The sequence below is a fragment of the Bradyrhizobium sp. 142 genome, from assembly GCF_023074015.1.
Taxonomy (GTDB): Bacteria; Pseudomonadota; Alphaproteobacteria; order Rhizobiales; family Xanthobacteraceae; genus Bradyrhizobium.
Window position 1 is genome coordinate 36408 of sequence record NZ_JADPKQ010000293.1, and the last position, 25219, is coordinate 61626.

The 25219-nt window shown below is 64.0% G+C and carries 25 protein-coding genes and 3 pseudogenes; 10 read left to right on the plus strand and 18 right to left on the minus strand.

The features are described 5' to 3' along the window. Positions 1 to 18 precede the first annotated feature (18 nt). The 6 genes and pseudogenes from IVA82_RS25655 to IVA82_RS25680 form a co-directional block, all read right to left on the minus strand. Positions 19 to 179 (minus strand): annotated as a pseudogene (locus IVA82_RS25655) (JAB domain-containing protein); the annotation flags it as partial. Positions 180 to 1035: 856 nt separating this feature from the next. Next, a complete protein-coding gene (locus IVA82_RS25660) occupies positions 1036 to 1260 on the minus strand; it encodes a DUF4926 domain-containing protein (RefSeq protein WP_247388225.1) in 225 nt (74 codons plus the stop codon). Next, the gene (locus IVA82_RS25665) at positions 1257 to 1607 is read right to left on the minus strand and encodes a DUF6883 domain-containing protein (RefSeq protein ID WP_249815400.1); all 351 of its coding nucleotides are present in this window, start codon (positions 1605 to 1607) and stop codon (positions 1257 to 1259) included. The genes IVA82_RS25660 and IVA82_RS25665 overlap by 4 nt, the downstream gene beginning before the upstream one ends. A 75-nt stretch (positions 1608 to 1682) precedes the next feature. Continuing rightward, positions 1683 to 2396 (minus strand): DNA repair protein RadC, encoded by a 714-nt coding sequence (gene radC, locus IVA82_RS25670; protein WP_247388228.1) that lies wholly within the window; start codon positions 2394 to 2396, stop codon positions 1683 to 1685. A gap of 108 nt (positions 2397 to 2504) precedes the next feature. After that, positions 2505 to 3323 (minus strand): type I methionyl aminopeptidase, encoded by an 819-nt coding sequence (gene map, locus IVA82_RS25675; RefSeq protein WP_247388230.1) that lies wholly within the window; start codon positions 3321 to 3323, stop codon positions 2505 to 2507. Positions 3324 to 3446: 123 nt separating this feature from the next. Beyond that, positions 3447 to 4763, minus strand: coding sequence for a mechanosensitive ion channel domain-containing protein (locus IVA82_RS25680; RefSeq protein ID WP_247388231.1), 1317 nt, complete (start codon positions 4761 to 4763; stop codon positions 3447 to 3449). Between the two features lie 214 nt (positions 4764 to 4977). On the opposite strand from IVA82_RS25680, the gene IVA82_RS25685 reads away from it, so the two are divergent. Both IVA82_RS25685 and IVA82_RS25690 read left to right on the plus strand, forming a co-directional pair. Continuing rightward, positions 4978 to 6771 (plus strand): potassium/proton antiporter, encoded by a 1794-nt coding sequence (locus tag IVA82_RS25685; protein WP_247388233.1) that lies wholly within the window; start codon positions 4978 to 4980, stop codon positions 6769 to 6771. A gap of 250 nt (positions 6772 to 7021) precedes the next feature. Next, positions 7022 to 7282 carry a PepSY domain-containing protein gene (locus IVA82_RS25690; protein ID WP_247388234.1) on the plus strand — a complete coding sequence of 87 codons (261 nt, stop codon included), beginning with the start codon at positions 7022 to 7024 and terminating at the stop codon, positions 7280 to 7282. Between the two features lie 31 nt (positions 7283 to 7313). Here IVA82_RS25690 and IVA82_RS25695 read toward each other — a convergent pair whose 3' ends face one another. Genes IVA82_RS25695 through IVA82_RS25715 form a run of 5 tightly spaced genes read right to left on the minus strand, consistent with a single transcriptional unit; the run spans position 7314 to position 11996 of the window. Then, entirely contained in the window at positions 7314 to 8225 is a 912-nt protein-coding gene (locus IVA82_RS25695; RefSeq protein WP_247388235.1) for a polysaccharide deacetylase family protein, read from the minus strand. A 3-nt stretch (positions 8226 to 8228) separates the two neighbouring features. Further along, positions 8229 to 9026, minus strand: coding sequence for an ABC transporter permease subunit (locus tag IVA82_RS25700; RefSeq protein WP_247388237.1), 798 nt, complete (start codon positions 9024 to 9026; stop codon positions 8229 to 8231). Next, positions 9026 to 9889 (minus strand): ABC transporter permease, encoded by an 864-nt coding sequence (locus IVA82_RS25705; RefSeq protein WP_247388238.1) that lies wholly within the window; start codon positions 9887 to 9889, stop codon positions 9026 to 9028. The genes IVA82_RS25700 and IVA82_RS25705 overlap by 1 nt, the downstream gene beginning before the upstream one ends. After that, positions 9886 to 10965, minus strand: a complete 1080-nt coding sequence (locus IVA82_RS25710) for an ABC transporter ATP-binding protein (RefSeq protein WP_247388239.1) — start codon at positions 10963 to 10965, stop codon at positions 9886 to 9888. Before IVA82_RS25710 ends, IVA82_RS25705 begins: the two co-directional genes overlap by 4 nt. Further along, positions 10962 to 11996, minus strand: coding sequence for an extracellular solute-binding protein (locus IVA82_RS25715; RefSeq protein ID WP_247388240.1), 1035 nt, complete (start codon positions 11994 to 11996; stop codon positions 10962 to 10964). Before IVA82_RS25715 ends, IVA82_RS25710 begins: the two co-directional genes overlap by 4 nt. A gap of 193 nt (positions 11997 to 12189) precedes the next feature. On the opposite strand from IVA82_RS25715, the gene IVA82_RS25720 reads away from it, so the two are divergent. Continuing rightward, complete coding sequence (locus tag IVA82_RS25720; protein ID WP_247388241.1) at positions 12190 to 12945, plus strand: GntR family transcriptional regulator; 756 nt, start codon at positions 12190 to 12192, stop codon at positions 12943 to 12945. A 170-nt stretch (positions 12946 to 13115) separates the two neighbouring features. Here IVA82_RS25720 and modC read toward each other — a convergent pair whose 3' ends face one another. The 5 genes from modC to IVA82_RS25745 form a co-directional block, all read right to left on the minus strand. Then, positions 13116 to 13778, minus strand: a complete 663-nt coding sequence (gene modC, locus IVA82_RS25725; RefSeq protein WP_247388243.1) for a molybdenum ABC transporter ATP-binding protein — start codon at positions 13776 to 13778, stop codon at positions 13116 to 13118. A gap of 2 nt (positions 13779 to 13780) precedes the next feature. Beyond that, positions 13781 to 14476 (minus strand): molybdate ABC transporter permease subunit, encoded by a 696-nt coding sequence (gene modB / locus IVA82_RS25730; RefSeq protein ID WP_247388245.1) that lies wholly within the window; start codon positions 14474 to 14476, stop codon positions 13781 to 13783. A gap of 43 nt (positions 14477 to 14519) precedes the next feature. Further along, positions 14520 to 15302: a molybdate ABC transporter substrate-binding protein gene (gene modA, locus IVA82_RS25735; protein WP_247388246.1), complete on the minus strand. Its 783-nt coding sequence runs from the start codon at positions 15300 to 15302 to the stop codon at positions 14520 to 14522. Positions 15303 to 15663: 361 nt separating this feature from the next. Continuing rightward, positions 15664 to 16608 carry a penicillin-insensitive murein endopeptidase gene (gene mepA / locus IVA82_RS25740; RefSeq protein ID WP_247388248.1) on the minus strand — a complete coding sequence of 315 codons (945 nt, stop codon included), beginning with the start codon at positions 16606 to 16608 and terminating at the stop codon, positions 15664 to 15666. A 170-nt stretch (positions 16609 to 16778) separates the two neighbouring features. Then, a complete protein-coding gene (locus tag IVA82_RS25745; RefSeq protein WP_247388249.1) occupies positions 16779 to 17483 on the minus strand; it encodes a glutathione S-transferase family protein in 705 nt (234 codons plus the stop codon). Positions 17484 to 17591: 108 nt separating this feature from the next. Between IVA82_RS25745 and IVA82_RS25750 the strand changes: the two genes are divergently transcribed. Next, on the plus strand, positions 17592 to 17951 hold the full coding sequence (locus IVA82_RS25750; protein ID WP_247388250.1) for a helix-turn-helix domain-containing protein: 360 nt from the start codon (positions 17592 to 17594) through the stop codon (positions 17949 to 17951). 475 nt (positions 17952 to 18426) lie between these two features. After that, positions 18427 to 20595, plus strand: a complete 2169-nt coding sequence (locus IVA82_RS25755) for an EAL domain-containing protein (RefSeq protein ID WP_247388251.1) — start codon at positions 18427 to 18429, stop codon at positions 20593 to 20595. A 207-nt stretch (positions 20596 to 20802) separates the two neighbouring features. Here IVA82_RS25755 and IVA82_RS25760 read toward each other — a convergent pair. Further along, positions 20803 to 21098 (minus strand): annotated as a pseudogene (locus IVA82_RS25760) (acyl-CoA dehydrogenase); the annotation flags it as partial. Between the two features lie 489 nt (positions 21099 to 21587). Here IVA82_RS25760 and IVA82_RS25765 point away from each other — a divergent pair. Beyond that, positions 21588 to 22004 (plus strand): SRPBCC family protein, encoded by a 417-nt coding sequence (locus IVA82_RS25765; protein ID WP_247388252.1) that lies wholly within the window; start codon positions 21588 to 21590, stop codon positions 22002 to 22004. Positions 22005 to 22291: 287 nt separating this feature from the next. Here IVA82_RS25765 and IVA82_RS25770 read toward each other — a convergent pair whose 3' ends face one another. Beyond that, positions 22292 to 22495 (minus strand): hypothetical protein, encoded by a 204-nt coding sequence (locus IVA82_RS25770; protein WP_247388259.1) that lies wholly within the window; start codon positions 22493 to 22495, stop codon positions 22292 to 22294. Position 22496: 1 nt separating this feature from the next. Here IVA82_RS25770 and IVA82_RS25775 point away from each other — a divergent pair, with 1 nt between their 5' ends. The 4 genes and pseudogenes from IVA82_RS25775 to IVA82_RS25790 form a co-directional block, all read left to right on the plus strand. Continuing rightward, positions 22497 to 23222 carry a LysR substrate-binding domain-containing protein gene (locus tag IVA82_RS25775; RefSeq protein ID WP_247388253.1) on the plus strand — a complete coding sequence of 242 codons (726 nt, stop codon included), beginning with the start codon at positions 22497 to 22499 and terminating at the stop codon, positions 23220 to 23222. Positions 23223 to 23424: 202 nt separating this feature from the next. Further along, positions 23425 to 23991 (plus strand): TetR/AcrR family transcriptional regulator, encoded by a 567-nt coding sequence (locus IVA82_RS25780; RefSeq protein WP_247388255.1) that lies wholly within the window; start codon positions 23425 to 23427, stop codon positions 23989 to 23991. A gap of 56 nt (positions 23992 to 24047) precedes the next feature. Further along, a complete protein-coding gene (locus IVA82_RS25785; RefSeq protein WP_247388256.1) occupies positions 24048 to 24971 on the plus strand; it encodes an oxidoreductase in 924 nt (307 codons plus the stop codon). A 113-nt stretch (positions 24972 to 25084) separates the two neighbouring features. Next, positions 25085 to 25219, plus strand: a pseudogene (locus IVA82_RS25790) (IS110 family transposase); the annotation flags it as partial.

Below are 25219 nucleotides of genomic sequence, written 5' to 3' on the forward strand. Positions count from 1 at the left end.
TCACCTGGTTGGAGATGTCTAGATCAACCGCATTCCGCGCAAACTCGCATGCCCGCTTCGACGGACGATGATATGGTCGTGCACGGCAATCCCCAGCGGCTTTGCGATGTCGATGATCGCCTGGTCATCTGGATGTCGGCCTGCAACGGAGAGGGATCGCCGGAGGGGTGGTTGTGCATGAAACGACCACCGCTGCTATCGGATTGAGTACACTTTCGTTTTTCCGGTTGAAGAAGGCGCTGGGGACGTCAATAGGGGACTATATGCCGTGACGGTTTGTAATCGCCACGTTACGGAGCCTCTCGCAGTCTGCTTGTTGATCACGGGTGTTCACGAATTCAAGTCGGCTTGAGGCTCAACACGACATTCTGTTTCGTCAACCTGGGTCCGAGACGGGTAAACAGAAGAGACACCAGTTGCGACCGAGGCGTCATTTAAGGGCTTGGATCTGGTAAGGGCTTGGATCTGGCCGAGGATCGGTTGCACGCAGCTTACGCAAGTAGCTCTCGACGCGCTTCAACAAAAGAGCACAACGTTCGAGCGTGACCTCACTGTCATCTAACCGTTGATGATCGAGCACAACGAAGTCTCGGCTCACGGAGCCTGCGGGAAATTGCCGCCAGCTGAGGTCAATGTGATACCAGCAATCGCCAGCAGGGAGAGCATTCCAAAAGTGAATTTCTTCTCTCTCTCTCTCTCTTCTCTCTCTCCCCCCCCGTCTAGACTTTACCCTTGATGATTTCAGTTGCCGGATAGTAGTGCTGCACCACTCGCGAGAGCCGTCACCAACTTTGGGCGATAGCTCCACTCGCGAGGTTGGATAGCACTGACCAAGCGTGGGATTGCCAGCTTTTTCGGAGGCTCCGTAATCAGTTTGTCGATCCCAGGACGCTTCCAATGCTTCGCGAAGGAACAGCATAAAGTTCTGATCCGGATTCATCCGTTCATTTCGGGGCACTACAGGTTTCATCGGGAGCCGGATTTTCTGCATGGGGTGATGGCAGCCGACGAGAATTCGCCGCCCAGCACCCGCAGTCAGCTCACCGCGCGCGCGTGAACGATCTCGCGTGGCTCGACCGGTCGCACATCGGCCGCATCAAGGGTCACGACCGCAACGGTGTCACCCGATAGCGTCGTGAACTCAATTTCATAGCCGGCATCTTGCTGATGCACCAAGACAACGGTGCCAACATCACCGGCGGTCAGTCGCTCCGCGGGCAAATCGCGCTTCAAGACGACGAGGTCCAGTTCATCGATCATGGGGTAGCGATCCTTCTCGGCACCAACGTCACCAGGCGCGGGGCGGTTTCCTGCGACTCCACAAACCATACCACGCGAACCACCGGGTTGCGACCGTCTGGCGTCGGCAGCGGGCCGTCGATCTCATATCTGGTGCCGAACCGGGTTTGGTGCAATGCAGCGGTATCGTTTGCTGTCGCGTGGGCGATTAAGGCGTCACGCAGTATGCGCCAATCCTTGGCACGAAACCCGAAGCCCTCAAGGAATCGGGCTTTCGCGCGCCCGCCGGAATGACGGACGCTCAACAGATAGCTCACGATCTTAGCCTCAGGGACGACGGCTTGATCCAGATGAGACAGCCGTGGCATGCATCTTCACTCAAAGTGTCGGCGCGGTGTCAAATTCCTAGCGACACAACACGAAAAGCGCAATTCGGCCGCGGGTCAGATCAGCCGCATCCCGCGCAAACTCGCATGTCCGCTTCTGCGGACGATGATGTGGTCGTGCACGGCGATGCCGAGCGGCTTGGCGATGTCGATGATCGCCTTGGTCATCTGGATGTCGGCCTGCGAGGGCGAGGGATCGCCGGAGGGATGGTTGTGCACCAGGATCAGCGCGGTCGCGGATAACTCCAGAGCGCGCTTGATCACCTCGCGCGGGTAGACCGGGGTGTGGTCGACGGTGCCGGTCTGTTGCACCTCGTCGGCGATCAGCTGGTTGCGCTTGTCGAGAAACAGCAGGCGGAATTGCTCCTTGTCGGCAAACGCCATGCTGGTGCGACAATAGTCGATCACCTCGTTCCAGGACGACAGCGCGTTGCGGGTGTTCACCTCGCCCTTGGCGACGCGGTGCGCTGCCGCTGCGATCAGCTTGAGCTGGTTGATAGCGGCCTCGCCTACGCCCTCGACCTCACGCAGCCGCGCCACCGGCGCGTGCACGACTTCGGCGAACGAGCCAAAGGTCTTGATCAGCATCTTCGCGAGCGGCTTGGTGTCGCGCCTGGGCAGCGCCGGAAACAGCGCCATCTCCAAGAGCTCGTAGTCGCTGAGCGCATCCGCGCCCGCGCTGTAGAAACGTTCGCGCAGCCGCTCGCGATGGCCGAGATAGTGCGGCGCGTACTCAGGCTTGCTCTTGTCGTGGTCGGTTTTGGCGGGCATCGGCCGCCAGCGTCGCCGCGGGTCAGTTCTTTTGCAACCGTCAATTGCGGTGGCAAATCTGCCTTATACTGATTTGGCTACGGCGGCAGCAGCCGGCGCCCCAAACGTTCACCCGACCTGCTTCTCGCTGTGCCGCTCCGACAGTGTGAAAATCTCGACACCGGTGGCGGTGACGCCGACGGAGTGCTCGAACTGCGCCGAGAGCGAGCGGTCGCGGGTCACCGCGGTCCAGCCGTCGGACAGGATCTTTACATGTGGCTTGCCGAGATTGATCATCGGCTCGATGGTGAAGAACATTCCGGGCTTGAGCTGCACGCCCTCGCCGGGCCGGCCGATATGGATGATGTTCGGCTCGTCGTGGAACATGCGTCCGAGACCATGGCCGCAGAAGTCGCGCACCACGCTCATGCCTTGCGGCTCGACGAAACTCTGGATGGCGTGGCCGATGTCGCCGGTGGTGGCGCCGGGCTTCACCGCTGCGATGCCGCGCATCATGGCTTCATACGTCACCTCGATCAGCCGCTCGGCCTTGCGTGCGATCGGACCCACCGCATACATCCGGCTGGAATCGCCATACCAGCCGTCGAGGATAAAGGTGACGTCGATGTTGACAATGTCGCCTTCCTTGAGCGGGCGGTCGCCGGGCATGCCGTGGCAGACCACGTGATTGAGCGAGGTGCAGGTCGAGTAGCGATAGCCGCGATACATCAGCGTCGCCGGATAGGCGCCATGGCTGAAGGCGAACTCGCGGACGAATTCGTCGATGCGCTCGGTCGGCACGCCGGGCTTGACGATGTCGGTGAGCTCATCGAGGCACTTCGACACCAGCGCACCCGCCTTGCGCATCCCGGCAAAGGCACTCGGCCCATGCAGCTTGATCTGTCCGGTCTTGCGCAGGGAGGTATCGGAGGCTTCGACGTAGCTCATCATAGGGTCTTTACGGGCTCGGGGCTGATCTCGATGTCGGCGGAAAGGCTTGATTTCGGGTCCTAATTTAATGATTGCCGGCCTTCATGCAAGCCAAAGCCTGCCGTGCGCCCGAAAGCTGGCTTAATTCGGGACTTCTACGGTGGTTTCGACCGGCAGCGCGCCGCCGCGGATGCGGATTTCGCGGACGGGATAGGGAACCCGGATGCCCTCGCGCTTGAAGGCGTCCCACAGCGCCAGCATCACGTCGCTCTTGACGCTGTCCATGCCGTCGGGATCGGCAATCCAGAAGGTCAGCGAGAACTTCATCCCGGCTTCCGCGAACTCGGTCAAAATGCTGTTCGGCGGCTTGCCCTTCTGCGCGCGGGGATGGGCGGCGGCGGTCTCGGCGGCGAGCTTGCAGACCAGCCGTGGATCGGCGTCGTAATTGGTGCCGAAGGCGATCTTCACCAGCGTGTTCTTGTCGGTATAGGTCCAGTTGACGACCTTCTGCGTCACCAGATCCTCGTTCGGCACCAGGAATTCGCGCCCGTCCCCGGCGGCGACGGAAATATAGCGCGTCTTCATCGCGCTGATGCGCCCCGTATTGTCGCCGATGGTGACAAGGTCGCCCGGCTTCACCGATTTGTCGGCGAGCAGGATGATGCCCGAGATGAAATTGGCGACGATCTTCTGCAGGCCGATACCGATGCCGACGCCGACCGCGCCGGAGAACACCGCGAGCGCCGACAGGTCGATGCCGACCGAGCCGAGCGCGATCACGATGGCGACCGCGAGCAGCCCGATGCGGATGATCTTGACCAGCAGCACCTGCACCGACGGCGTCAAATCGGTGGTCGAGTTGATCCGGCTCTCGGCGAAATTGCTGGCGATGTTGGTGAGCCAGAGCGCGAACAGCAGAAGCGCGCCGGCCTTGATCACCAAAAGCGGCGTCAGCCGCAGGCCGCCGAGCACGATCGCATAGGAGTCGAGCAAATCGACCGTCGCATCGAGCTGGCCGGTGATGGAAAGGGCTGCAACGAACCATGCCGTGATCGACACCAGCTTGACGATGAAGGCGTTGCGCAGCACCGAGGTCAAGAGCCGGATCGCGAGCCAGGCGAACCCCAGCTTGGCGGCGACCATCAGCAGATAGCTGCGGCTCGGCCACGTGGCGTGATACATCACGACGCGCGAGACGATCACGAGCAGGGTGAACACTGCCGTCGAGGCACTCGTGACCATCACGCGGACGAAATGCCGGAGCGGCAGCGGCCAGCGCATCGCCAGCGAGGTCATGTCGACGCGGTTGCGAACGCCGGCCTCGGCGGCATAGGCGATGCCGGCCGCGACCAGAATGAGACCGAATTGCAGGTAGAACCACGGCGAAGAGATTTCCGCCCCGACGCTGCGCGCGGTGGTCTGCACGAACTCCATGAAGTCTTTGAGGTCCATGTCCATCGGGAGGTCTCGTCGGAAGGCGGGCGGGAAGATTTGATTCGAGGGCGCCGTAGAATCCCACAAAGCACGCGGCCGAGCCATCGATACACCGGCATGCGATCCGAGTTAAGACCGCAAAATACGCGCAGATTGCCGCGAGCGGGCGAAAATGGGTTGGCGCGGGAGTGTGCCGACGATAAGGATGCCTTTCCAGCGATTTGCACCCGGAAGGTGGATGGCCTCCCTCGATTCTGTCAGCCTCGCCATATTGCTCGGCGCCGTCCTGGTGTTGGCCGGTATCCTGTCAAGCCTGCTTGCGCTGCGCTTCGGCGCGCCCTTGCTGCTCGTCTTTCTCGTGATCGGCATGCTGGCCGGCGAGTCCGGTCCCGGGCAGCTGCAGTTCGACGACGTCCGCACCACCTATCTGGTCGGCTCGGTGGCGCTGGCGCTGATCCTGTTCGACGGCGGCTTAAGGACACGCTTTGCCAGCATCCGCACCGTGCTCGCGCCCTCCGTGATGCTCGCGACCGCCGGCGTGCTCCTGACCGCGCTGATCACTGCGCCGTTCGCGAAATATGCGCTCGACCTCAACTGGACGGAGTCGCTGTTGATCGGCGCCGTGGTGGCCTCGACGGACGCGGCCGCAGTGTTCCTGCTGGTGCATACCCAGGGTCTTCGCCTGCGCCCGCGCGTCGGTGCGACCCTGGAGGCGGAATCCGGCACCAACGACCCCTTCGCCATCTTCCTCACCTTGATGCTGGTCGAATATATCTCGCTGGGGTCGAGCACGGCGGGGCACGTGCTGATCGAGTTCGTCCAGGAGGCGGCGCTGGGCGCCATCGTCGGCGTCATCGGCGGGCGACTGGTCGTGATCGCGCTCAACCAGGTGGCGCTGCCGCAGGGCCTGCATGCACCCTTCGTGACTACCGGCGCGCTCGTCATCTTCGGCGGTTCGCAGATCATGCATGCCTCCGGCTTCCTCGCGGTCTATCTGGCCGGCATCGTCATCGGCAACCGGCCGACGCGCGCGCATAATTCGGTGGTTGCCTTCCTGGACGCGGCGACCTGGCTGGCGCAGATCGTGATGTTCGTCCTGCTCGGCCTCTTGGTCTCGCCGAGCCGGCTCGGCGCCAGCGTGTTGCCGGCGGTCGGGATCGCTTTGGTCCTGATGCTGGTTGCGCGGCCGATCGCGGTTTTTCTTTGCCTCGCGCCGTTCCGGTTCAACTGGCGCGAAAAGATATTCATCGCGTGGACCGGCCTGCGCGGTGCGGTCGCGATCTTCCTGGCGTCGATCCCGATGCTGGTGGGCCTGTCGAAGGCCTACCTCTATTTCGACGTCGCCTTCGTCGTGGTCATCATCTCGCTCCTGCTGCAAGGCTGGACGCTGGCGCCGGCGGCGCGCAAGCTGCACGTGGCGCTGCCGCGCGCCGAGCGCGGTCCGCGCCGGGTCGAGCTCGATCTGCCCGGTCAGCTCGAGCAGCAGCTCGTCGGCTATCCGGTGCGGCCCAAGAGCCTGTACTTCCGCCGCGGGCTGATCCCGTCCTGGTCCAAGCCGACGCTGGTGATCCGCAACGAGAGCATCCTGACGCCCACGGAAGCCGACCCGATCGCGCCGGGCGACTACATCTATCTGCTGGCGCCGCCGGAAAAATCGGAGTCGCTGGATCGCTTCTTCGTCGACATGCAGCCGAGCTCGGTGCCAGATCCGCATCTGCTCGGCGACTTCATGGTTTCCGGCGAGCACACCCTTGCTGAGCTCGCCGAGATCTACGGCGTGCAGGTTGGTGACGACGAGGGCAAGCTGACGCTGGCTGATTATTTCGACGTCCATCTCGACCGTGCGCCGAAGGAGGGGGCGGAGCTTGCGCTTGACACGATCGTGCTCGTCGCACGCAGCATCTCCGGCGGCCGCGTCAACGTCGTCGGCCTGCGTCTGCCTGAAGACGAGGAGACGCCCGCGCCGCTGACACGCATGCAGATGTTGCGTCGCAAGCTCGCGGACCTGTGGACCTCGGTAGCGGGGGTTTAATTCCCAATGTCATTCCGGGGCGCGCACTGGCGCGAACCCGGAATCCATCCTCACCTCAGAACGTGTGGCGAAATGGATTCCAGGCTCGCCGTTCGGGCGCCCCGGAATGACGGTTTCAGATAGGGAACCGCCACTGAATCGCCGCAACCGCCGTGGATTTGCGCGGCTTCATGACCCTACCCCCCGGAACGCTCCGCCACGCCGCTCGTTCTCAAGGCATAGCGGTCAAACCATTCGACAGGAGCAGTCCATGCGAAAACTCATCTTGCCGGCCATTGTCGCAATCGGCCTCGGATCGGCGGCGCCGGCGATGGCCTATGATACGGGCGACCAGATATCGATGCAGGCCGCGCTCGATGTCGCCACCGATATCGGCGTCATGACTGTCTCGCACACCCAGTTCCTCGGCGATGAATGGCAGATCGAAGGCCGTGATCGCGCCGGCCGCTGGATCGAGGTCGACGTGGACGCCAGGACGGGCGAGGTGCGCAACGTCGATCGCGGCTGGTAGCGCCGATCAACCTTAACGGTATCGGCGAGGATCACGTCTCCGCCGGCCCCGCCGTCATCCAGTGCCGCGCGATCGCCGCGCGCGGCGCGATCCACGCGGCGCCGCTTCCCGTGATGTGCGACAAGATCCGGTTCAGCGCGCCGATCCGGCCAGGGCGACCGATCATGCGCAGGTGCAGGCCGATCGACATCATCTTCGGCGACGTCTCGCCCTCGCGCTTGAGCCACTCGAAGGCGTCGATGACATAATCGGCGAAATCGGCGCCGTTGAAGCGTGAGGCGTTGTAATACTGCATGTCGTTGGTGTCGAAGGCGTAGGGCAAGATCAGGTGCTGCTTGTCAGCGACGTCCAAATAGTAGGGTAGGTCGTCGTTGTAAGCGTCGCTGTCGTAGAGAAAGCCGCCATCCTCGACCAGCAGGCGCCGCGTGTTCGGCGATGTCGCCGAGCGCGTGTGCCAGCCGACCGGGCGCTGCCCGGTGGCGCGCTCGATCGCCGCCACTGTTCTGGCGATCACCTTGCGCTCGCTGGCTTCGTCCATCTCGGCGTGGCTCTGCCAGCGCCAGCCATGGGCCGAGACCTCGTGGCCGCGGGCGATGGCATCGCGCGCGAGGTCGGGTGAGCGTTCGACCGCGCGGCCGCAGGAGCTGACGGTCACCTTGACGCCGTACGCGTCGAACAGGTCCATGATCCGCCACCAGGCGGCGCGCGTGCCGTATTCGAAATGGCTGTCGATGCAGGAATCCGGGCCGTCGAGCCGGTGCACGACCTCATAGATCGCCTCGTTGTTCGCGTCGCCGTCGTTGACGGAGAACTCCGAGCCCTCCTCGAAATTCACCACCAGCGACACCGCAATGCGCGCGCCGTTCGGCCAGCGCGGGTTCGGCGGCTTGCCGCGATAGCCGGTAAAGTCGCGCTGTGAGACGTGATGTTTTGGTTCGCTCATGGATCAGTCCGAGGTTCCGGCCATGCGATGCAGGCCGACGACGCGGTCACTGACGAACAGCAGGACCACCGTGCCGGCGAGGATCAGGGTGGACAGCGCCGCGAGCGTCGGATCGGGCGCTTCCTCGATATATTGCAGCATGCGGATCGGCAGCGTCTTGGTGCGGACGTCGGCGAGGAAGATCGACACCGGATAATTGTCGAACGACGCCAGGAACGAGAAGATGCCGGCGATCAGGAACGACGGAGCCAACGCCGGCACCATCACGCGCAGCACGCTGCCGGGATAGGTGCAGCCGAGCGTGCGCGCAGCTTCGATCAGCGTGAAGTCGAACCGCGAAAGCCCCGCGATCATGGTGCGCGCGACGTAAGGCAGCGTGATGACGAGATGCGCGACCAGCAGCGTCGCCCAGGGCGCGGTGAACCCGACCGCGCGAAAGCCTTGCAGCAGCGCGATGCCGAGCACGAGGCCCGGCATCATCAGCGGCGAGACCAGCGCGGTGGCAAAAATTTCGGCGCCTGGCAGCTTTCCGCGTGCAATGGCGATTGCCGCCAGGGTGCCGCAGACCAGCGAGATCGCGGTCGACAGCAGTGCGATCTGAAGTGACAGCAGCAGCGACGGCCAGAAGCCGTCGAGCCGACCGATCTTGCCGTACCAGCGCATCGATGCGCCGGTCAGTGGCAGGTCGAACACCGGCGTGGGCGAGAAGCTCGCGGCCGCGATCACCAGCAACGGCGCGAGCAGGAACAGGGCCAGCGCGATGGCCATCACCCAGCAGACGACGATTGCGGCCCGCGCCATCACTTCGGCTCCCGCGACATCCGCGCGCTCAGCGTAACGACGGCGATGGCGATGGCGAGCAGCACGACGCCGGCCGCGGCGCCGAAGCCGGGCTCGCGCGCCAAAAGATAAGCTTTTGCGATCGCGGTCGCGACCGTCGGATATTTTTCGCCGATCAGGAGCGTCGGCACCACATAGGCGGAGACCGAGAGCGAGAACACCAGCGCCACGCCGGCGATGATCCCGGGCAGGGTCAGCGGCAAGATTACGCGAACAAACGTCACGAGCGGCGAGGCGCCGAGCGTGGCGGCGGCTTCAGCGTAGCGGGAATCGAGCTGGGCCACGATCGCGTAGATCGGCAGGATCATGAAGGGCAGGAAGATGTTGACGGCGCCGACGATCAGCGCGGTCTCGGTGAAGATCATCCGAATCGGGTCTTCGATGACGCCGAGCGCGATCAGCGTCTCGTTGACGATACCGTCGCTGCGCAGCAGGATGGTCCAGGCGAACGCCTTGACGATGACGCTGGCCGCGAGCGGCAGGAGCAGCGTCGCCAGCAGCAGCGAGCGCAAGGCGCCACGTGCCCGCGCCAGCGCGAAGGCGGCGGGATAGCTGATCAGGAAAGCGATCAGCGTGGTCAGCAGCCCCAATCGCAGCGAATTCCAGATTACGCCGAGATAATAGGGCGTGCCGAGCAGGCGTTTGTAATGGGCGAAGGTCAGCCCGTTGGCATCGACGATGCTGACGCCGAGCAGCAGCAGCAGCGGCAGCGCGAACACGCCGGCGATGATCAGGAACGACGGCAGCACAAGACCGATTGCCGCGACCCGCTCGCGATCGACCAAGGGCGCCGCCATCGGCGCGGGAAGTGCCGCCTCGGTCATGCCTGCGCCTCCATCGGAAACGCAAAGGTCTCGGCGACCGGCCAGCTCAGGCGGATCTCGTCATGCACGCGCGGAAGCGCGCCGTCGCGCCCGGAAAGTTCGGCAAGCAGGCTCTCGCCGGCGCCGGCGTCGATTTCGACCAGCGTGCGCGAGCCCTGGAACACCACAGAGCGGACGCGGCCGGCCGCCGAGTTCGCCTCGCCTTGCTCACTGATCCGAAGCTGCTCGGGGCGCGCGGCGACGATGACGGAGGAGCCTGCCTGAAAATTGCCGAGCGCCGACAGGCGGCCGACCCTGGTCTCGACGTCGACCTTGCCGTTATTGGCAGCAAGCACGGTTCCGGAAATCCGCGTCGAGAGCCCGACGAAGTTGAGCGCGAACAGGCTGGCCGGGCGCAAGTACAGCTCGCGCGGCTCCGCGAGCTGCTCGATCCGACCCTTGTTCATGACCGCGACGCGGTCGGACATGGTCAGCGCCTCGTCCTGGTCGTGCGTCACGAAGATCGCGGTCGCCTTGACCTCCTGGAGCAGGCGGCGCAGCTCGACCTGCATTTCCTCGCGCAGCTTGCGATCCAGCGCGGAGAGCGCTTCGTCGAACAGCAGCACATCTGGCTCGACCGCGATCGCGCGCGCCAACGCCACGCGCTGCTGCTGCCCGCCGGACAGCGCCGAGATGCGTCGGCCGCCGAGATGGCCGAGCTTGACCAGCAACAAGGCACGCTCGACCGCGGCGTCGATCTCGCGCTTGGCCGCGCCGCGCACTTTCAGCCCGAACGCGACGTTGCCGGCGACGGTGAGATGCGGAAACAGCGCGTAGCTCTGGAACACCACGCCGACATTGCGCTTGTGCGGCGGCACGTTGGTGATGTCGCGCCCGGCAAGCTCGACCTTGCCGGTGTCGGGCTGCGCCAGCCCTGCGATGGCGCGCAGCAACGTGGTCTTGCCGCAGCCGGAAGGGCCGAGCAGCGTCACCAACTCGCCGCGGCGGATGGTCAGGTCGATGTGGTCCAGAACCGTGGTCGGTCCGTATTTTTTGGAGACGCTGCGAACGACGAGATGCGGGGCGGCCTCGCTCATGTCATCTCCTTGCTCCAGCGGTCGACCCAGGAGGCGCGGTTCTTGGCGACGAACGCCCAGTCCGGCGCGAACAGCGAGGCGGGATCCGGAAAGCCCGCCGGCGTCGGCGTGCCCTTGTTGGTCGGCGCAACAAAAGCCTTGTCGGCGAGGATGGTCTGCGCCTGCGGGCTCAGGAAGAAGTCGATCACGGCATCCGCGAGATCACCGGCCGGTGCGCCGTTCACCTTCGCGATGCCGGATGGCATGGCGAAGCCGCCATCCTGCGGCACGGCGAGATCGACCGGCGAGCCGTCCGCTTTTCGGATCAGCGTGTAGGCGGAAAACTGGCCGCCGATCATCCAGGCCTCGCCCTGCTCCATCAGATTGATGGCCTGCGGCGCGTTGGTATAGACGTTGAGCAGATTCGCCTTCAGCTCCTTCACCTTCTTGAAGGCAGCATCGATCTCGTACTGCGCTTCCTTGTAGGGCTTGCCGGTCTCGATATGGGCGGCTGCGAGCAGCGTCCAGAAGCCCTCGGTGTTCGACAGCGACGGCACGATTACCTTGGAGGCATATTTCGCGTCCCACAGATCGGCCCATTTTGCCGGCGCGGTCTTCATGCGCTTGGTCGAATAGGCAATGCCGGCCCACGGCCGCTGATAATTCGCCCACAGGCCGTCCTGATGCACCGAGCCGTCGACCAGCTTGCCGAGATTGGCGATCGACGAGGCCGACATCTTGGTGATCAGGCCATCGCTAGCGGCTGGCAGCATCACCGGATCGTCCATGATGACGACCGAGATCTTCGGCGCGGCCTTGTCGGCCTGCATCTTCTGGAGATTGGTCAGCGAGTTGGTGCCCTCGTACAGCACCTTGCAGTCGAGCTTCTTCTCCAGCACCGGAAACAGATCGGCGTTGAAATATTTCGCGGCGCCCGCGGGACCGCCGATGACGATCTCCCTGGGCGCGGCGCGCAGGCGCCCCGGGGCGGCGATGATCGCGGCCAAGGCCGCGCCGGATGTCAAAACGCTGCGTCGGGAAGGGGTGTGCATTGGCATTTCCCGTTTGTTGTGCGTAAAGCTTGCAACGAACGTGCAGCAAGCGCCATGCCAAATGTGCACATTTACGTATCAAGTAGATATTTCAATATGATATCATGATCTCCAGGCCGACGCTGTAGCGGCGCGGCAGATGTGCACATTTTTTGGAGGTGACGCTGCGCATCCTTTGGGCCTAGCTATCGTCATGGCGACGCAGCGCAGGCGAACCGGCAAGGGAAGCGGCAAGAGAAACGGCAAGGCCAATCCGGCAGAGGACGAGGCGGTCTATCAGGCCATCCTGCACGCGCTGCTGGAGGGCAAGCTGAAGGCGGGAACGAAGCTTGCCGAGCCGCCGCTCGCCGAGATTTTTGGCGTATCGCGCGAGCGCATCCGCAAGGTGCTGCATCGGCTCGGTGCGGAGCGGCGGCTGGAGATGTTTCCCAATCGCGGCGCCCGGGTGCCGCGGCCGACGCTCGACGATGTCCGCAGCGTCTACGAGGCCCATCGTGTGCTCGAGGCCGGCGTGCTGACACAGCTCGTCCGCCATATCGACGATGCCTTGATCGATCGGCTCAACGCCCATCTTGCCGAGGAGCGCGCCGCCGCCACGCGCGGCGACCGCGCAGCTTCCGTGCGGCTGTCCGGCGCATTCCATGTCTATCTGGTCGAGGCGCTCGGCAATGCCGAGCTCTCGCGCTTCCTCGCCGATCTGCTCAGCCGGTCCTCGGTGATGGTCTCGGTTTACGAGCCCGCAACCGATTCGATCTGTGCCGTCGACGAGCACGGCGCCATCGTCGAGGCGCTCCGCACCCGCGACCTCGCCCGCGCCATCGCCGTCTCGCGCGAGCATTTCCTCCACGTCGAAAGCCGCCTGCATCTGGACGATGATGCGGCGCCGGCAGCGGAGGATTTGACGAGCGTGTTCGCGGCAGTGAAGCCGAGGCGGCGGAAGGCGCGGTGAGCCCCGGTGTCGTCCCGGCGAAGGCCGGGACCCATAACCACAGGAAGTAGTTTGGCGACGGCTAGCAGTTACTCTTTCTTTGCCGGTACACTGCGCTCTCTTGGTAGATCACGCGGTATGGGTCCCGGCCTTCGCTGGGACGACAGCGGGGGATGTTGCGCGGGCGTCCCTCACCTGAGCACCTTCACCCCGCCGAACGACACGACCTGCCCCTGCTTTAGCATCACGATCTGGGTCGCGAGCTGGCGCAGCTCGGCGACGTCGTGGCTGACATAGACCATCGGCACGTTGGCTTCGTCGCGCAGCCGCACCAGATAGGGCAGGATCTCCAGCTTGCGGCCCTCGTCGAGCGCGCCGAGCGGCTCGTCAAGCAGCAGCAGGCGCGGCCGCGACAGCAGCGCGCGTCCGAGCGCGACACGCTGGCGCTCGCCGCCGGAGAGTTTTCCGGGACGGCGATCCTGCAGGGCGCCGATATCGAGCAGGTCGACGATGCGCTTGTACTGCGCTGGATCCGGCGCGAGGCGGTTCATGCGCCGTCCATAGTCGAGATTTTGCGCGACATTGAGATGTGGAAACAGCCGCGCATCCTGGAACACATAGCCGATGCGCCGGCGCCAGGTCGGGACGTGAATGCCGGCGGCGCTATCATCGAGGACGTCGCCGTCGATCACGATGGTGCCGCGGTCGGGGCGCAACAGGCCCGCGATCATGTTGACCAGCGAAGTCTTGCCGGCCCCGGACGCCCCGAACAGCCCGGTCACGCGGCCTTCGCTGGTGAAGGACGCGGCAAGCGAGAATTCGCCAAGCTGCTTTTCGACATCGACCTGCAGCATGATCAGTTCCCGTGCAGGCGCGCCGTGGCGCGGCGTGCAAACCATTCGGCAGCGATCAGCGCGCCGAGCGCGAGCACGATCGAGACGATGACGAGACGGCCCGCTGCCGCGTCGCCGTCCGGCGTCTGGATCAGCGAATAGATCGCCGAGGAAATTGTCTGGGTCTCGCCGGGAATGTTCGAGACGAAAGTGATGGTGGCGCCGAACTCGCCGATCGCCTTGGCAAAGCCCAGCACCATGCCGGCGAGCACGCCGGGCAGCGCCAGCGGCAGCGTCACCGTGAAGAACACTTTGAATGGAGCTGCGCCCAGCGTCTCCGCTGCCTGCTCGAGCCGGCGATCGATCGCCTCGATCGACAGCCGCATCGGGCGCACCAGCAGCGGAAACGACATCACGCCGCAGGCGAGTGCAGCTCCAGTCCAGCGAAAGGAGAAGACGATGCCGAGAGTGTCGGCCAGAAAACTGCCGACGAGGCCGCGCCGGCCGAAGGTGAGCAGCAGGAGATAGCCGGTGACGACCGGCGGCAGCACCAGCGGCAGATGCACCAGCGCATCGAGAACCGACTTGCCCCAGAAATCGCGCCGCGCCAGCAACCATGCCAGCGCAATGCCGAATGGCGTCGCCACAAGCGTTGCGATGACGGCGACCCTGAGCGAAAGCAGGATCGCGGTCCATTCGGCCGGAGAAATCTCGGTCATCACGCCGCAAGCATCAAGTGACAGAACCTCAAATCGCAAATTCTCAAGTGGTGGGGCTGATCAGGAACTTGAAGCCGTATTTTTCGAAGATGGCCTTGGCGGCGGATGAGCGCAGGAAGGCGAGATAATCGCCGGTCTCGCCCTTGGCGGTCACGGTCGCTGCGACCGGATAGATGATCGCGGGATGCGAATCCGCCGGGAAGGTGCCGACGATCTTCACGCCGGGCTCGACCTTGGCGTCGGTGGAATAGACGATGCCGAGGTTGGCCTCGCCGCGGGCGACCAGCGTCAGCGCGGCGCGCACGCTCTCGGCCATCGCGAATTTCGGCTCGGCAGCCTGCCATGCGCCCAGCTTCTCGAGCGCGGCCTTGGCGTATTTGCCGACCGGCACGGACTTCACGTCGCCGGTCGCGATCCTGCCGTCACCGGCGAGCGTGGCGAGGTCAAATCCCGGCGCGATGGTGACGTTGTCGATCGCTGAATCCTTCGGCGCGATCAGCACGATGCTGTTGCCGAGCAGATTGACGCGGGTCGGCTCGTTGATGGTCTTCCTGGCGATGGCGTAGTCCATCCAGTCGGTATCGGCGGAGACGAACACGTCCGCCGGCGCACCCTGCTCGATCTGCCTGGCCAGCACCGAGCTCGCGGCATAGCTGACGCTGAACTTGACGCCGGTCCTGGCGGTGTAGGCGGCGTCGATCTCGTCGAGCGCGTTCTTCATCGAGGCGGCCGCGAACACGGTGATGCTTTTGTCCTCGGCGGCGGCAGGCGAGAGGGCCGACAGCAGAACGACAAGGGCGGAGAACAATATGCAAAGGCGGGACATCAGAAGCGCTCCATGCGCGCGCCCGGGCGCACGCAAGGGCGGCGCGCAAGACGGCGTTGGTTGAGTTAGGCTGCGACCGGCGGAAGCGCTGTTCCGGCAAGCCCGATGGACTTACGGTCCGTCAGGCGATCGCCTGACGGCGACCATAACAGGCTGGCGGAACAGGTCAAAGGCGACCTTTCGCATGGCGCGCCAGCTACCCAGTTCGTCATCCCGGACAAGCGCAGCGAAGCGGAGCGCAGATCCGGGATCCATAGCTACAGGGAAAAGTTTGGCGAAGACCCGGAGTTACCCCTTCGCCCAACGACTCCTTTTCGAGATAATGGGTCCTGGCTTTCGCTAGGACGACGGGCGGAGAGCTTTACCGCTTCGCATCCGCCGCGCGCAGCACGGCCTTGCATGCCGCCGGCATCTGCGCCAGCGTCATCGGCGGCTTCGGCTTTGGCGGCTCCGGCGGCGGCTTCGGGTGCAGCACGCCATCGCTGAACCAGTAGGCGAGATCGGACTCCTTGCAGCCTTCGTCTTCGGACTGCGACGGCTGGCCTTCGCATTCGCCGGCACCTGGCGGGCAGTGCATGCGGATGTGGAAGTGATAGTCGTGGCCCCACCACGGCCGGATCTTCGACAGCCAGGAGCGGTCGCCCTTGGCCTCGCGGCACAGCGCCTTCTTGATCGCGGCATTGACGAAGATGCGTTGCACCGCCGGCTCCTGCGCGGCGTCGCGCAGCACCAGTACATGGCCTGGCGTGAACACCTTCGGATCGATGTCGAGCCGGTCCTGCCGCACCATCATCACCGCCGACATCTCCTCGCGCTCCTCGCGGGAGAGGCGATGGTCCGGCATCGGCGTCATCCAGATGTCGGCATCCAGGCCGATCTGATGGCTGGCGTGGCCGGACAGCGCAGGCCCGCCGCGGGGCTGGGCGATGTCGCCGACCAGGATGCCCGGCCAGCCGGCGTCCTTGCGCGCCTTGGCGGCGAGCCGCTTGATCAGCGCGATCGTCGCGGGATGACCATAATTGCGATTGCGCGACAGCCGCATCACCTGCCAATTGTCGCCGTTCAGCGGCATCGGCTCGGCGCCGCCGATGCAGCCCTTGACGTAGGAGCCGATGACGTGCGCCGGCCCTTTCGACGGCAACAGTTTTCGCGCGAACAGTTCCTTGGCACCGAGCTTGGGATCGTTCGGGTTGGCGAGCGGCGGCAGCGCTTTTGGATTGACGCTGCCCTTGTCCTGGGCCAGTGCGGCGCCGGAGGTCAGGAGTGTCGCCAAAAGCAGGAGGAGGGTGAGACGGCGGGGACTCATGCTGCGTCCTTATAGCCCAAACACCGCCTCAGAGATAAGAATTAGGCTTTGAGCCGGCCGCAACTTCACGGCGTGTTTACAGACGCCGGGGCGTCTCGGCGTACCGCGCAGGCGGTCACGAGCGCGATTGAATTCCAATCAGCCGCTCGTGATTCGCCGGCGCGGCAATCCTACCTGCCGAATCGCGCGACGACCTCCGCGAGCTCAACATCGCTCACGCGCGCCCCGCTGCCAGGGTTGGACTTGCCGTTCTCCAGATCGGACGCATAGATGACGGCAGGATCGGCTTCGAGCCGCCGGCGCAGGGCCGCCAACTTCGGCCACCGGTCCTTGTCGGCGACCTTGTGAAACTCGAGCCAACGGGCTACGCCGATGAACGCGGCATCGGCCAGGGTCGGCCGGTCGCCGAGCAGGTAGGTGCTTGCCTCAATCATGTGCTCGAGCTTGTCGTGGCGTTCGATCACCCGCGCGCGGCCCCACATCCGCAAGGCTGATTGCATGGCCGGATCGGGCGACTTCATTTCCATCGCAACCCAGAGCGGGCTGAACGCGGCAGTGAAACCGGTATTCACGAATGCCATCAGCTGATGCATCCGATCCGCCTCCCGCGTCAGCGGGTCGAAGCTGATGCGCCGCTCGGCGTCTCTGGCCTCGAGCCAGGCGGCAATCGCCATGGTCTCCGTCAGGACCTGGCCTTGCGCGGTGATGAATGCCGGGGTCTCGTGCCGTGCGTTGATGCGGGCGTAGGATGGCTCGCGCATCTCGCCGAGCATATCGACGCGGCACAGCCGATAGGGTTTGCTCAGCCATTCAAGCGCAGCGACGAGCCCCATCGAGCTTCCCAGCGGGAAGCCGTATAGTAGAATTGGTTCCATGACCTTGTTCTCCGTGACTTCTGATGATCACGCTGCGCAGCGAAGCTGGACCCTACTCAGCCGCTCTGCCGAGTAAATTACGCACTTTTTGGTAACCACGAGCCCGCAATGAAAAATCTCGTCTCCCGCTGTCCCATCGAGGAAGTGATGCAGGTGCTCAGCGGCCGCTGGCCCACGCTGCTGATTTATTACCTGAAGCAGGGGACCAAACGATTCAGTGACCTGCGTCGGGACAACCCCACCATCTCCCACAAGATGCTGACGCTGGAGCTCCGCAAGCTCGAGGTTGCCGGTATTGTCCAGCGCGCAGAGTTCGAGGGATATCCGTTGCGCGTCGAATATGATCTGACCCCCTCCGGCCACAAGCTGGTGCCGTTGATAGACGCGCTGGGCGAGTGGTGGGAAGGGACCGACAACGCTCGCGCGGAAGCGGCGGGTGGCGGCGAGCTGGCGGATAGCCACGATTAGAGGAAGCGAGGTTCGGGTACGGGTCGCGCGATCGGCCTTCAGGTGACCGCTTTCCGGACGATCGACAGATCGGAAGCAGCTGCGCCGACCGCTTTTTTAACGACGCGATAACCCTGTCCTGCATTGACCAAAATTCGTGCGTGGGACGCGCGTTCTCTCCCGTCTGCATGCATTGGCGCGCCAGTCCGGAAAGGATTCAAGCGAGCGCGCAATTTTGCGCCAAGCCGGGCGCTGATTGCGACGACGGGATAGGTTTAGCGTGCCGGCTGGCGCTGCCGCGCCTCGCAAACGGGCAATAAGGGCCGCTTGATGTGGGCCACAGGACCGTGCGTCCAATCTTCGAGCGATCGAAATTACCTTTTTTTCAGACACTTGCTTCAAGACTTGACCTCTAAAGACCTGCGGCCGGCGGGCACGACTGGGGCGTATCAAGTTGAGTTTGGGGTTTCAAAGACCAAAAAAGCGAAAGCGCAGCGTGCTCGCTCGGGCCGGCCAAGAGCGGCGCAAGCCGAGATTCGCTCCTGCACCTCGCGCGGCAGCCGAAATCAATGCGCTCGTGCAGAGCCGCGCGGAGGCGGATGCCGCGATTGCGGAGGCGCACAAGGCGCATGAGCGTCTGCGCCAGGCCATCGATATCCTGCCGCAGGGCATCGTGTTTCTCGATTCCGACGGCCGCTATGTGCTCTGGAACAAGAAATACGCGGAGATCTACAGCAAGACCGCGGATCTGTTCGAGGAAGGCGCGCGGCTCGAAGACACGCTGCGCATCGGCGTTGCGCGCGGCGACTATCCCGAGGCCGCCGGCCACGAGGACGAGTGGATCGCCGAGCGGCTGCAAAAACTCTATCAGCCCGGCGCGCGTCACGAGCAGAAACTGGCGGACGGCCGCGTCATCCTGATCGACGAGCGGCTGACCGACGACGGCGGCGTGGTTGGCCTGCGCGTCGACATCACCGAACTGAAGCAGCGCGAGGCGTCTTTCCGCCTGCTGTTCGACGGCAATCCCGTCCCCATGATCGTCTGCGCGCTGGACGACGAGCGCATTCTCAGCGTCAACGACGCCGCGATCGCTCATTACGGCTCTAGCCGCGCCGAGTTCGAGCGCCTGACGATCCGCTCCTTGCAAGCCTTCGACAGCGAACCGCCTTGGACCACGGATCGCTCCAGCGAAGAGCAGGCCGGCCGCACCTGGAAGCACATCAAGGCCGACGGCGCCCTGATCGATCTGGCGATCTATTCGCGCGAGCTGACCTATGCCGAGCGGCCCGCGGTGTTGCTTGCGCTGATGGACATCACCGAGCGCAAGCGCGCCGAGGCGCGGCTCGCCTTCATGGCTCAGCATGACGGGCTGACCGGGCTGCCGAACCGCAACCTGCTGCGTCAGCAGGTGGACGAAATGCTCGCGCATTCCCGCCGCAGCAACGACAAGGTCGCGCTGCTGATGCTGGGACTGGACAATTTCAAGGCGGTCAACGACACGCTGGGACACGCGATCGGCGACAAGCTGCTGCGCGGCGTCGCCAAGCGGCTGCGCTCGAGCTTGCGCGAGGACGACGCGCTGGCGCGGCTCAATTCGGACGAGTTCGCGATCGTGCAGAGCGGGCTGGCGCGCCCCGAGGACGCGGTGTTGTTGGCCAAGCGCCTGCTGGAGGCCATCGCCGATCCCTATCTGCTCGAAGGCCATTCGGTGGTGATCAACGCCTCGATCGGCATTGCGATGGCGCCGGGCGACGGCGAGGATTCCGAAAAGCTGCTCAAGAGCGCCGACATGGCGCTGTCGCGCGCCAAGACGGACGCCCGCGGCAGCTTCGCGTTCTTCGAGGCCGCGCTCGACGCCAAAGCGCAGAGCCGCCGCAAGATCGAGGTCGAGCTGCGCGACGCGATCCAGAACGACGTGCTGCGGCCGTATTATCAGCCGCTGGTCGATCTTTCGACCGGGCGCATCACCGGTTTCGAGGCGCTGGTGCGCTGGCCGCATGCGGAACGCGGCATGGTTTCGCCGGCCGAGTTCATTCCGGTCGCCGAGGAAACCGGCCTGATCAGCCCGCTCGGCGGCCTGATGCTGCGCCGCGCCTGCCTCGATGCCGCGACCTGGCCGGACGATGTCCGCGTTGCCGTCAATCTGTCGCCGCTGCAGTTCCGCAGCGGCAATCTGCTTTCGGTGGTGACGGATGCCCTCAAGCATTCCGGCCTGCCGCCGCGTCGGCTCGAGCTTGAGATCACCGAGACGCTGCTGTTGGAGAAGAGCGCGCAGGTGCTGGCGACGCTGCATGCGCTACGCGCGCTCGGCGTGCGCATCTCGATGGACGATTTCGGCACCGGCTATTCCAGCCTCAGCTACCTGCGCAGCTTCCCCTTCGACAAGATCAAGATCGACCAGGTCTTCGTGCGCGATCTCGGCGCCAACCGCGAGGCGCAGGCGATCATCCGCTCCATCGTCAGCCTCGGCAAAGGCTTAGGGGTCACCATCACCGCCGAGGGCGTCGAGACAGAGGCCGAGCTGAGCGGCCTGCGGGCCGAAGGCTGCGACGAAGGCCAGGGCTTTCTGTTCAGCAAGGCCCGGCCCAATGCCGAGATCATCAGCCTCCTGGCGGCGCAGCGCGGCATCGACGGTGCGGACGAAGACGCAGCGCTGGTGGCGTGATCTCGCGGCCCGCGGGTTCACCTTTCCCGCTTGCGGGAGAGGTCGGCGCGGAGCGCCGGGTGAGGGTTCTCTCCTCGCGGGGATGTTCTCAGTGAACTTCAGCTGCCCCATTGCGGAAGCACCCTCTCCCCAGCCCTCCCCCGCAAGCGGGGGAGGGAGCGCACCTTCAGCGTAGAGACGTCGAAATTGGCCTGACGCGCAAGGATCTCAGCTCCCCGCCAAAATCGCCTTGCCGACATCCTCGTAATGCGTATCGCGCGCCTGGATCTGCTGTGCGATCGCCTGCATGTCGCGAAAGCGCCGTTCGAATGGATTGCTGCGAACATCGCGGTCGCGCCCGACATGCGATACGCGGTGTCGACCACCTTGGCCGATTGGTGGATGGTCCAGGTCGCCGCCAGCCGCACCGCGCTGAACTCGCCGGTCGCGGACAGATCGCGCCACATCGCATTCGCTGTCGCATAGAGATAGGCGCGCGCGGCGCGCAGGTCGCCTTCGGTGCGGACGAAGACGCTGCGCTGGTGGCTTGATGTCGTCGCTGGAGCGGCGTCGCCCGCTTACCTCGCCCCGCTTGCGGGGAGAGGTCGGAATGCGCGCTGAAAGCGCGGATTCCGGGTGAGGGGGACTCTCCGCCAGTCCAACTGTCACCGCGATTGTGGAAGTGCCCCTCACCGTCCGCGGTTTGTCGCCCATTCTTGGTGTGAGCGGTCAGGTGCGCGAGGTGGTCCATCTGGGGCGGATGACACAAGCTGCTGCGTCGGGCCCACGCCTATGAGCAGGCCTCCCGGATGCGCAAGCCGCCGCTCGGCTTGCTCACGCTTTAGACTCGGATGCTCGTGGACGGGGATGCTCAGGCGCTTTTTTCATATTTTCAACTATTGACGGCTTGGCCTTGTCGGCATGGACCGGTCTCGATCGTCCTTGGATCGACACATCTGTGGATGGACGCCGCGCACACATCGAGCCGTCCACTCGAACCAGGAGCAATGCCCATGAGGATTAACGTCGAAACCAACGTAGCGGCCCCCATCGATCAGGTCTGGCGTGCTTATACGACGCCTGCCGACATCATGAAGTGGAACGCCGCGTCCGACGACTGGCATACGACCAAGGCTACGGTCGATCTGCGAGAAGGCGGCGCCTTCTCGTCTCGCATGGAGGCAAAGGACGGCAGCATGGGCTTTGACTTCGCCGGCACCTACACGAAGATCGTCGAACACAAGCGGATCGAATACGCGTTCGGCGATCGAAAGGCCGAAGTCGAGTTTGCGCTTGGCCCCAAGGGCATTGTCGTTCGCGTCGCCTTCGATAGCGAACCGACGCACTCGGTCGAGCAGCAGCAGGGCGGTTGGCAGGCGATCCTCGACAACTTCGCACGACACGTAGAGGCGAAGCAGAAGACGTCGTGAAGGCGTATGGGGCAAGAGATGGAGGTCCCTGACAGGCGTCGTCGGCTTTCCGCAGTCGGAAGCCGACGTGAGCCAAAGCTGTTGCCGCGCCTGCAAGGGCCACAGGCGGGCGTTGCAGAGACCAGGAGGCGAGTTTCATCTCGAGACGCTCTGACCGGCTTCGACGATCGCAACGTTCGGATTGCCGCGTCGGCTTTCCGGCCACAGTGCGGTGCGCATCGTCTAAGCAGATCAGATCAACGCGCCGGATATCTCCCTCCGGCGCAAGATTCATGCGCAATACCCGTTCACTTCGGTGCGGCCAGGCCCGGCGAGCGGAGCCATTCGCTCAGGTGCGAGGCTGTTTCGGCTTGGCGCGCCCGCCGCAAGAGCAACTCGCGGGCCGTACTGCCAGGCAGTTCCTTCTCGGCCGCTTCCTTGAATCGTCTGGCTTCTTGTGCCAGCCGTTCCTCGAACGTCGATGTGTGTTTGATACGCCTCCGCCTCTTGATCATGGGTGAGCCCTCTGACATTCCTTCCCATGCCTGTGTTTTGATCCTTCCGTTCAATTTCGTCTGTCCGGTGCCGGACTCAAGGATCGCGATTGATCCGCTTCCAGCGCAATCGGGTATTGAGGGCGGCGTGCTGCTTGCTCCCGATATGGGCATGATGCCGATGCTGCAGCGCGGCCGGCTGCCGCTGGACGTCATCGGCACGGACTCGGTGCTTGATCTGCAGGCCGGAGATGGCGATGTCGCCATCCGTTATGCGACCAGCCGAGTGCGCCCGACCGACGGCATCGTCGATGATCTCTTCAGCGATACATTCTGGCCCGTCTGTAATCCGCGCTTGCTTTCGACGGGACGCCTGAAGAGACCAGTCGATCTCGCCAACCACGTTCTGATCCACTCCTACTGGTCGCCGGCCGATCGTGGACCGCCCACATGGCAGAGCTGGCTTGCCGCGGCTCAGCGCAGGTGGCGCGAAGTACCCCAATTCAAGGACATGCAGCACTTGAGTTTCCGGGAGGAGCTACACGCCATCGAAGCGGTGATCGCCGGGCAGGGAGTCGGGATTTTCAGTGATGTGCTCGTGGCACGCGATCTCGCCGCCGGTACGCTCGTGAAAGCGTTCAAGCTGAGCTTGCCTGGCTACAGCTTCCATGTGGTCAGCAGGCCAAACCATCCGCGTGCGAGGACCATCCGCGCCTTCTCGGCGTGGCTGCAGTCAGTTGCCTGATCCGCTTCGCTTGCATCTTCGAAATGTTTGCTCGGGGGTCAGCAGCGGTCTTCGACAAGAATGCTCCGCAGGCTGGCTAAGGGCCAGTAGCGGAAATCCGGAGCGAAAGGCGGATTTGGCGCCGCTAGGCTCCCCTTGACTTTAGGTCGCCTCCGCTTAGATTTATTGAGTGACTACTCACTCAATAAAAGATGTTGATAGCATGGCCCGTCCGCTCAGTGAAGAGAAACGTGAAGCAATCCTGGAGGCCGCTGCGGAGCTGGTCGCGCAGATGGGCACCGGCGCATCCACCGCGAACATCGCCAAGGCGGCCGGGGTCGCGGAGGGCACGCTGTTTACCTATTTCGGGACGAAAGACGATCTACTGAACCAGCTATTCGTGGAGATCGAGAAGGGCCTCGCGGGGATGCTTGCTTCCTCTCCGCAGGCTGGCAGCCCGCGCGAACGGGTCCGGCACATTTGGGACCGCTTGATCGACTGGGGCGTGGCGAACCCGACGCAGCGCAAGGCGCTGCGCCAGCTCAAGGTGTCAGACCGCGTCAGGGCCAAGAGCCGGCGCAGCTGCGATGCCATGTTTCAAGAGGCTCGGGAAATGGTCGAGCAGAGCCTTGCCGGACATGTCGCCCCCAAACGTGCATCCTTCTACATCGACACGGTCCTGATGGAACTGGCGGACATCGTGATCGAGGCCATCGCGGGGAAGCCAAAAGACGCCAAACACCTCAGGCAGGCCGGCTTCGACCTGTTCTGGAAGGGTTCGGCGGCATGAACTCTCAATTTGCTAAAAAAATGAGCGTGTACTCACTCAATTGAAAGGAACCACCCATGCCGAAAGTCGGCGGATTCACCGAAGCCAATGTGCCTGACCAGCAGGGCAAGTGCTTCATCGTCACTGGAGCGAACACTGGCCTTGGCTTCGAGGCTTCCCGCGTTCTGGCGGCGCGTGGCGCGCGCGTCTTGCTCGCCTGTCGCGACAAGGGGAAGGCGGAAATCGCCATGGCACAGATCAGGCAAGCGAGCCCAAGAGCAGATCTGGCATTCCTGCCACTCGACCAGGCCGACCTAGCGAGCGTTCGAACCGCAGCCGAACTGGCGGCAAAGGAGCCGCGCATCGATGTCCTCGTCAACAATGCCGGCGTAATGACCCCACCATTGATGCGCACGAAGCAGGGATTTGAGCTCCAGTTTGGCGTCAACCATCTTGGCACCTTCGCGCTGACGGCTCTGCTCCTGCCGAAGCTGGCGGAAACGAAGGGGGCGAGGGTCGTGGTGACCTCCAGCAGCGTCCATCGGAATGGAAAATTCGATTGGGACGATCTGAACGCCGAGAAAAGCTACAGTCGGTTCGGGCGGTATTCTGCGAGCAAGCTCGCCAATGCGCTGTTTTTCTTTGAGCTGGACCGTCGCCTCCGCGCTGCGGGCTCGCCGGTGACGGCCTTGGGCTGTCATCCGGGTGCTGCCGCGACTGACCTCGGACGCTATATGGGAGCGCTCCAACTCTTGCTGCCGCTCGCGAGAGTGTTTCTCAACACCGCCGCGATGGGCGCATGGCCCACTTTGCAGGCTGCGACCGGGCCAGTGACGCCCGGCGGCTATTACGGGCCGACCGGCTTCCGCGAGATCAGGGGAGTCTCCGGGGAAGCTTCTCGATGCTCTGAGGCGGAGGATCCGGCGGTCGCCCAGCGGCTCTGGGATGTATCCGTCGCCATGACTGGGATCGATCCGGGTTTGCCGGCTGTGGCATCATGAGCTGACGTAAAATGGAGAAGCGCGTTAAGTCCGCTAATGGAATGGTCCGGCCGTGCTCCGGCCCTGCCAGCACGACAAGCTGGGCAGGGGGCGCCCAAGACAAGGAGCACGCCATGTCTCAGAAACTCAGCTCAGCGATCGCCGTGATGGGCATCGATATCGGCAAGAACTCGTTCCACATCGTGGGCCACGATCAGCGCGGCGCAATCGTGCTGCGGCAGAAGTGGTCACGCGGCCAGGTAGAAGCA

Coding starts and splice junctions, on each gene's coding strand:
- IVA82_RS25720 (WP_247388241.1), top strand. CDS start 12,190: ATGGCGACGCAGCGCAGGCGAACCGGCAAGGGAAGCGGCAAGAGAAAC.
- IVA82_RS25660 (WP_247388225.1), bottom strand. CDS start 1,260: ATGATCGATGAACTGGACCTCGTCGTCTTGAAGCGCGATTTGCCCGCG.
- IVA82_RS25665 (WP_249815400.1), bottom strand. CDS start 1,607: ATGCCACGGCTGTCTCATCTGGATCAAGCCGTCGTCCCTGAGGCTAAG.
- IVA82_RS25690 (WP_247388234.1), top strand. CDS start 7,022: ATGCGAAAACTCATCTTGCCGGCCATTGTCGCAATCGGCCTCGGATCG.
- IVA82_RS25705 (WP_247388238.1), bottom strand. CDS start 9,889: ATGACCGAGGCGGCACTTCCCGCGCCGATGGCGGCGCCCTTGGTCGAT.
- IVA82_RS25715 (WP_247388240.1), bottom strand. CDS start 11,996: ATGCACACCCCTTCCCGACGCAGCGTTTTGACATCCGGCGCGGCCTTG.
- IVA82_RS25750 (WP_247388250.1), top strand. CDS start 17,592: ATGAAAAATCTCGTCTCCCGCTGTCCCATCGAGGAAGTGATGCAGGTG.
- IVA82_RS25780 (WP_247388255.1), top strand. CDS start 23,425: ATGGCCCGTCCGCTCAGTGAAGAGAAACGTGAAGCAATCCTGGAGGCC.
- modB (WP_247388245.1), bottom strand. CDS start 14,476: ATGACCGAGATTTCTCCGGCCGAATGGACCGCGATCCTGCTTTCGCTC.
- IVA82_RS25685 (WP_247388233.1), top strand. CDS start 4,978: ATGGCCTCCCTCGATTCTGTCAGCCTCGCCATATTGCTCGGCGCCGTC.
- IVA82_RS25745 (WP_247388249.1), bottom strand. CDS start 17,483: ATGGAACCAATTCTACTATACGGCTTCCCGCTGGGAAGCTCGATGGGG.
- map (WP_247388230.1), bottom strand. CDS start 3,323: ATGAGCTACGTCGAAGCCTCCGATACCTCCCTGCGCAAGACCGGACAG.
- IVA82_RS25775 (WP_247388253.1), top strand. CDS start 22,497: ATGGGTGAGCCCTCTGACATTCCTTCCCATGCCTGTGTTTTGATCCTT.
- IVA82_RS25680 (WP_247388231.1), bottom strand. CDS start 4,763: ATGGACATGGACCTCAAAGACTTCATGGAGTTCGTGCAGACCACCGCG.
- IVA82_RS25765 (WP_247388252.1), top strand. CDS start 21,588: ATGAGGATTAACGTCGAAACCAACGTAGCGGCCCCCATCGATCAGGTC.
- modC (WP_247388243.1), bottom strand. CDS start 13,778: ATGCTGCAGGTCGATGTCGAAAAGCAGCTTGGCGAATTCTCGCTTGCC.
- IVA82_RS25695 (WP_247388235.1), bottom strand. CDS start 8,225: ATGAGCGAACCAAAACATCACGTCTCACAGCGCGACTTTACCGGCTAT.
- modA (WP_247388246.1), bottom strand. CDS start 15,302: ATGTCCCGCCTTTGCATATTGTTCTCCGCCCTTGTCGTTCTGCTGTCG.
- radC (WP_247388228.1), bottom strand. CDS start 2,396: ATGCCCGCCAAAACCGACCACGACAAGAGCAAGCCTGAGTACGCGCCG.
- mepA (WP_247388248.1), bottom strand. CDS start 16,608: ATGAGTCCCCGCCGTCTCACCCTCCTCCTGCTTTTGGCGACACTCCTG.
- IVA82_RS25700 (WP_247388237.1), bottom strand. CDS start 9,026: ATGGCGCGGGCCGCAATCGTCGTCTGCTGGGTGATGGCCATCGCGCTG.
- IVA82_RS25710 (WP_247388239.1), bottom strand. CDS start 10,965: ATGAGCGAGGCCGCCCCGCATCTCGTCGTTCGCAGCGTCTCCAAAAAA.
- IVA82_RS25785 (WP_247388256.1), top strand. CDS start 24,048: ATGCCGAAAGTCGGCGGATTCACCGAAGCCAATGTGCCTGACCAGCAG.